The 6,697-nt window shown below is 29.9% G+C and carries 5 protein-coding genes; 3 read left to right on the top strand and 2 right to left on the bottom strand.

Going from position 1 to position 6,697, the window contains the following annotated elements; genetic code table 11:
* Positions 1 to 6: 6 nt before the first annotated feature.
* Complete coding sequence (locus J4403_04600) at positions 7 to 978, bottom strand: hypothetical protein (protein MBS3167453.1); 972 nt, start codon at positions 976 to 978, stop codon at positions 7 to 9.
* Positions 971 to 1,621, bottom strand: a complete 651-nt coding sequence (locus J4403_04605) for a hypothetical protein (protein ID MBS3167454.1) — start codon at positions 1,619 to 1,621, stop codon at positions 971 to 973. The genes J4403_04600 and J4403_04605 overlap by 8 nt, the downstream gene beginning before the upstream one ends.
* Positions 1,622 to 1,676: 55 nt before the next feature.
* On the opposite strand from J4403_04605, the gene J4403_04610 reads away from it, so the two are divergent.
* The 3 genes from J4403_04610 (at position 1,677) to J4403_04620 (ending at position 6,514) form a co-directional block, all read left to right on the top strand.
* Positions 1,677 to 2,159, top strand: coding sequence for a hypothetical protein (locus J4403_04610; GenBank protein ID MBS3167455.1), 483 nt, complete (start codon positions 1,677 to 1,679; stop codon positions 2,157 to 2,159).
* A 102-nt stretch (positions 2,160 to 2,261) separates the two neighbouring features.
* Positions 2,262 to 2,726 (top strand): hypothetical protein, encoded by a 465-nt coding sequence (locus J4403_04615; GenBank protein MBS3167456.1) that lies wholly within the window; start codon positions 2,262 to 2,264, stop codon positions 2,724 to 2,726.
* Complete coding sequence (locus J4403_04620) at positions 2,723 to 6,514, top strand: hypothetical protein (GenBank protein ID MBS3167457.1); 3,792 nt, start codon at positions 2,723 to 2,725, stop codon at positions 6,512 to 6,514. The genes J4403_04615 and J4403_04620 overlap by 4 nt, the downstream gene beginning before the upstream one ends.
* The last annotated feature ends 183 nt before the right edge of the window (positions 6,515 to 6,697 follow it).

The following is a 6,697-nucleotide window of genomic DNA, read 5'->3' on the forward strand; positions in this document are numbered from 1 at the left end:
AACTTTCTAATCATGTGCATAAACAAATAACATTTTTTTCTTATCATCTAATCTTGCAAAGAATTGTCTTTCAAATTGTATTATTTCTCCTTCCTTTAAATCTCTTAATGCTCCTTCTCCTTTACCTTTGATAATCTCCCCATTATCCATTAATACTTGAACATTAACTGCATCTTCTACTGGTACGGCATGGATAATTTTTGCATCTAATTTTGGGTCATATTTTTCAGAAATAAATTCATTATTTTTAAAATTAAAAATATGCATGAATCTATAAATTTCATTCTTTTTAATTACATCATTGATATAGAATTCTTTCCCAATTTTTATTTTTTTCATTCCTAATTCTTTATTTTCTGGGTGCAATGGTATATTAACATTTTTTATATCATTATCAATTTTAATCTTACAATCCCCTTTTACAAAGAAAAATCTTTTTGTTGTCGGATCAATAATTTTTCTATTTATAGCTGCAATTACACTCCAATCTAAATTTGTTGCTGTTGGCGATAATCCAACCTCTAATGCAAGTTCATAAAACATTTCAGGCACAATTCCTCTTCTTCTCAAAGCCATGATTGTCATAAGCCGAGGATCATCCCATCCTTCAACTTCTCCTTTTTCAATTTTCTCTCTGATAACTCTTCCTTGCATTTCATATCCATTAACAGAAATTCTCCCATATTGTAACACTTCTTGTTTTCTGAATTTTAATAAATCTTTAATATAATCTTGTAGAGCAATTCTCATATCCCCAAATTCATTACTTCTAAAAATATGTGTTACTCCCGTAATTTCTTCACCAACAACAGTTTCAAAATCATACATAGGCCACACTTTGTATTTCTTCCCAGTTAATGCATGTGTTTTATTGATCACCCTAAACAATACAGGGTCTCTCATAACAGCATTCGCATCACCCATATCTCCTTTTAATCTTAAAGTCGCCTCTCCATCTTTGAATTTTCCTTTAAGCATTTCTTAAAGGAAAATTCAAAGATGGAGATATTTGTGATTTATCTCTAAAATTTCTCATCTTCTCTTGTTCACAAAAACAAACATATGCTTCATTATCTTCAATTAATTTCACAGCATAACTATAGAACTCTTCCATATGTTCAGATGCAATTATTTTTGAATCATAATTAATTTTTAACCACTCTAAATCCTTTTCAATAGATTCATAATATTCTTTCTTTGCTTTTTCAGGGTTAGTATCATCAAACCTCAAAACGCTTTTTCCATGATATTTTTTCGCATAAAGATAATTAATCAAAAATGAGGCAGCATGTCCTAAATGCATAAATTTTGATGGTTCAGGAGGAATTCTTGTAACAAATTTTCCTTTAACATTTTTCAATTCTGGTAATTCTTTTTTCTTTTTTTCTTTCTTTTTTTCAAGTAATTCAGGAGCAATTTTTTTCAATTCTTTTTTTTGTTCTTCTAAACTCATTTTATTTACTTTAGTAACAATCTCTTGAACTTTTTTAGAAACTTCACCAGCTTTCTTTTTCAATTCTGGATTATTAGAAAATAATTGCCCTATGACTGATCCTGGATTTGCCTTACCTTCAAATTTTAAAGCATTGTGCAAAGCATACTTTCGAATATCTTGCTCCATTACATTAAAATTTACAATCGGAATATATAAATATATCTGTATATAATACCTTTCTATGCAGAAATTAAACTTTTTAAATACCAGAGACCGTAAAGAACTTTTCAATAAATTAAAAGACCAGTTTGATTTTCAAGCTGAGCTTGATTGTTTATTTTTTGAAGGTTCGGATAACAAAATTTTTCTTTTGAGTAAAGATTTTGCCAAAATGGATTTATCAGGATTAAGAATCAATAATCAAGGATTGTATTTTTTAAAAAAAGAGCGTGATGGTCTTAGACTTTCTATAGAAGGTTCTCAATTAATTAAAGCTAAAAAGAATATTGTCCAGTTAACAAAGTCTCAATCTGAAAATTGGATGAAGGGAGATGATATTAATATAGATGGAAATTCAGGTTATGTGATTGTTCAGCAAGAAAATGATATTCTCGGTTGTGGAAATCTTAGGAATAATGTTCTAAGAAATATGGTTCCAAAAGAAAGAAGGTTAAAATCTGTTACTGAATCTGATGATGATTCTTTACAGTCTTCTTTTGAATAACACCTATTGTAAGTATAAACTACCTACAAAATACGTAATTATACCATTTAAAATAGGTAAAAATAGCAAATATTTATAAATAAAACCTACATTAGACGTATAATGTCTGGAGGGAATTATTCAAATGAAATACTTACTACTTTGCAAGCTAGATTTAATCTTAATGAAAATCAATTAAAAGATTATTTACAACAGATTATTAATGATTTAAACAAACCATTTATCCCTATCTCAATATTTTCACATAAACTAACTCCATTAGAATCGATTGTCAAATATCTAAAAGAAGAAAAAAATCTTACTTTTCATGAGATTTCTAAACTTTTAAAACGAAATGAAAAAAACCTTTGGCATACATACTCAACTGCAAAAAATAAATTGCCCCATAAATTTAAAATTTTTAGTAATGATTTACAAATTCCATTAGATATTTTTTCTAATAAAATCCCTCCAATGAAAACTATTGTAAAATATCTTCGTGAACAAAAATCTCTCTCATATCATGATATTGGAATATTACTTAAAAAAAATGAACGAACAATTTGGACATCATATCACCGAAAATGAAAATTAACAAAAATAAAACTGAAATGAGGAAAAAACAATTAGCTGATGCTATCTCTTATACTCAACAATTAAAAATTTATATTAATGAATATTCTAAACAATTAGATATTCTATATTTAGATAAAAAAATTTCAACCAAAGATTATGAAAAGAATAAAAAAGAAATTTTCAAAAATCGTTCTTTAAAACAATGGAATAATTATTATGATGATTATATAAAATCCTATAAAAATGAATTAAAACAATTAGGCTCAATAGATTTATCAAAGATTAGTGCTTGGATTTTCTTTATTGCATTATTTGGAATTATTCTTTTTTCTTATGGAACATTTACTGGTTACACAATTTATGATCCTAATGGAAGTATAGAATCCACAGTTCTACAAGAATCTGCATCATTATCTGATGATTATGCAACACTCTCAGATTATCCAAATTGTCCGGATAGTTCTGGAAACGTTACTATTTCTTCAAGCACTGTTTGGAGTGATTCTAGTTATGAATGTAATGTTATTACAGTCAGTTCTGACCTTTACATAAATTCTACTGGTGCAGGGAATACAACTATAAATATTACTGCAAATGAGATTTTTGTTCAGGGTAAAATTATTGCAGATGGTTTTGGTTATTCTGGAAATAATGGACCAGGTTCTCCCTCTACTGCTTATTGGGGAGGTAGTTATGGTGGTGAAGGAGGTAGTGGTACCACATTAGTTTCAATATTAGCATATGGTTCAGTTACTGAACCTCTAAGTCTAGGGAGTGGTGGTAATAATTTAGTTAAAACTAGTGGTCGAGGTGGTGGAGCTTTATTCTTGAATGTTTCAAATAATTTGGTTATTTCAGGAACTATCTCTGCTAATGGTTCAAGTTCTCTTGATGGTGGTGGTTCTGGCGGAAGTATTTATATTATTACAAAGAATATAAATGGTTCTGGATCAATATTATCTACTGGTGGTAAATGTAATCAGACTGATGGTGGTGGTGGTGGTGGTAGAATTGCTATTTATTATCAGAATAATTATTTCACTGGTCACATTAATGCTACAGGTGGAACTTCAGCAACAGCTACTAAAACTGGTGGTGCTGGAACGATTTATTTAAAAGATATAATAAACAATCATTCAACATTATACATCTCAAATAAGAATATTACTACAAGCCAAATTTCATTTACTGCACTAAACTCTTCCTTTTTGACAAAAGGCTTTGTTGATTCATTAAATATTACAGAGATGGCAATATTATACCTGGAAAATTCTAGTTTTACTTTTAATAATACTAATCTTCATATCTCTAGTTCTTCTGGACTTCTTCAGAATAATACATTATTTTTTCCATCTATAGAAACTTTTGAAGTTGCTGGAAATCTTTTTTTAGCAAATGAATATTATTTTAATAAGACTATGAATTTTACTTTATATTCTGGTGGTAATTTATCTCATTTTAGTAATAATAAATCTAAATATAATTTTATCAATCTTTCAGCAAAGAATTTTATTGTATCTAATGGAGCCGAAATCCAATTATATGGAACAGGCTATGAAGGAAATTATGGCCCTGGTACTCAAAGTACAAGTTACTGTGGTGGTAGTTATGGTGGTGAGGGTGGTTGTGTGTCATTACCAATCGTTGGTCCATATGGTTCAGTTACTGAGCCACTAGATATTGGGAGTGGTGGTAAAGGAATTAATCCCAAGATAGGAATGGGTGGTGGAGCTTTATACCTAAATGTTTCTGAGACTTTTATTAACAATGGAATTATTTCTGTTAATGGTTCTAAATCTACTGATGGTGGTGGTTCTGGCGGAAGTATTTACATTAGAGCCCAAACTTTTAATGGTACTGGTTTAATTATGTCTAATGGTGGAACTCCTACTGCTGATGGTGGTGGTTCTGGCGGAAGGATTGCAATTTATTATGAAACAAACCAATATTCTGGCGACATACAAGCAATTGGAGGGATTGGAACTGATGCTCTTAGGGCTGGTTCAGCAGGCACAATTTATTATATGAATACCCTTGTCAATCATTCAACTTTATTAGTAAGTAATGGAAATAAAACTGTTAGCTTGTATGCAAGAACTAGAATTAATTCCAGTTTTATTGATAAACAATTTATTCATTCTCTAAACATTACTGATATGGCAAAAGTTGTCCTTGAAGATGGATCATTTACTTTCAATAACTCTCGTTTTACTTTGCCTGCAGATTCATATTTATGGCAAAATACAACTTTTAACATGCCAGAAATTGTTTTCTTTTATTTGTCCGGAAAGTTTTTTGTCTCAACAAATTATACTCTCAATCCTTTAGTAAGCTTTATGATTTATTCTAATGGAACATTAGAGCATATGAAGAATTTTAATAATAAAGTTTATTTTATCAATCTTTCAGCATTAAATTTATATCTTTATGAAGGCAGTACAATCTCGGCGGATTATGTTGGATTTGCAGGAAATTATGGCCCTGGTGCATCAAGTGTGAGTAATTGTGGTGGTAGTTATGGCGGTCAAGGTGGTTGTGGGTCAGCTTCTTCTTCTCCATATGGTTCTTTAACTGCACCTTTAGATCTTGGAAGCGGTGGTAAAGTAGCAAGTAGTGCTAATGGTCTTGCTGGAGGTTTAATTTATTTGAATGTTAGTGACACTTTATTCTTGAATGGAAATATTTCTGCTAATGGTTCATTATCAATTGATGGTGGTGGTTCTGGTGGTAGTGTATATATAATTACTGATACAATTGTAGGAAATGGTACAATTTCTTTGCAAGGTGGTAGAGCTTCTAATGCTAATGAAGGTGGAGGTTCAGGAGGTCGAGTTGCAATCTATTCCGATGACAACCAATTTACAGGTTATATTAATGTCTCTGGTGGCAGGTCTGCTACTGCAACAAGATATGGTTCTATTGGTTCAATATTCCTTTGCGAGCATTTAGCTAGTGTTAGATGTAGATCTTTTGATAACGGCTCAGTTATTACTAGTGCTTCAAATGTTCAAGTAAAAACTAATTATTCAATTATTAGCAGTATTAATGTAACTAAAATTATTAATGAAACAATCTCTAAATCTTCAGTAAACTGGACAGATCAATGTACAAATATTAGTATGTTTGCTGAATACAATGTTTCTGGCTTGTCTACAAACGCAACAAATTATATCTATGAAAATTTATCATTAGTCTATAATCTAACTACTGATATGAATGGAAATTTACCTTTATTTAATTTAACTCTAAATTCTAATTACCACCAAGTATCTATTCAAAATGTTAGTGTTGAAGGAGCACCTTCTGTCGTTGGTATAACATTAGATGATAGTACTATTGCATTCGGTTCTGGCCATTATGATCCAAGTTGTACGAGTGATTATGGATTATTAAATTCAAATACTACAAATAATTGCTGGTTCAATACAACAGAATTTCCATCATTAGATGATACCCACAATATAACTAATAATGGAACTGTCAATGTTAATGTCTCTTCTTATGTTATATTAACAGATGCTGAAGAAGCATTTTGTGGAACTTCACAAGGATGTACTCTTACTGATTTAGCAAAAATTTCAATCATCTCTCAAGATAATGAAGTTAGTTCATGTACTGGCCTAAATTCTTATGGAACTCTTGCATCCTATAATAGTAACTCAACTCAAGGAGTTTGCAATAGCTTAGGTTTTTCAGATTCTTCAAATCAGATAAAAACATTTATTGAATTATTTTACCCTAAAGATTCAACTCCTGGAGCGAAATCGATTACTATTGTTTATGAAGCAATTGCTGTTTAACCTCTAATTTTATAAATTTAAATTTTATTCTCTAAAATATGAAATCTATCTTTTTAAGATATTCATTAGCTTTTATAGTAGCTTTATTATCTTCTTATTTATTATTTGTTTTACTCCCTGTTACATTATACTCTACTTATTATTTGTTACAGATATTTATAGAACCTTATTTAGTAAATTCAA

Source organism: Candidatus Woesearchaeota archaeon (assembly GCA_018302225.1).
In the GTDB taxonomy this organism is placed as follows: Archaea; Nanobdellota; Nanobdellia; order SCGC-AAA011-G17; family JAGVZY01; genus JAGVZY01.

Excerpts from the sequence above, each read along its gene's own strand:
- J4403_04615 (MBS3167456.1), top strand. The coding sequence starts at position 2,262 with ATGTCTGGAGGGAATTATTCAAATGAAATACTTACTACTTTGCAAGCT.
- J4403_04610 (MBS3167455.1), top strand. The coding sequence starts at position 1,677 with ATGCAGAAATTAAACTTTTTAAATACCAGAGACCGTAAAGAACTTTTC.
- J4403_04605 (MBS3167454.1), bottom strand. The coding sequence starts at position 1,621 with ATGGAGCAAGATATTCGAAAGTATGCTTTGCACAATGCTTTAAAATTT.
- J4403_04620 (MBS3167457.1), top strand. The coding sequence starts at position 2,723 with ATGAAAATTAACAAAAATAAAACTGAAATGAGGAAAAAACAATTAGCT.
- J4403_04600 (MBS3167453.1), bottom strand. The coding sequence starts at position 978 with ATGCTTAAAGGAAAATTCAAAGATGGAGAGGCGACTTTAAGATTAAAA.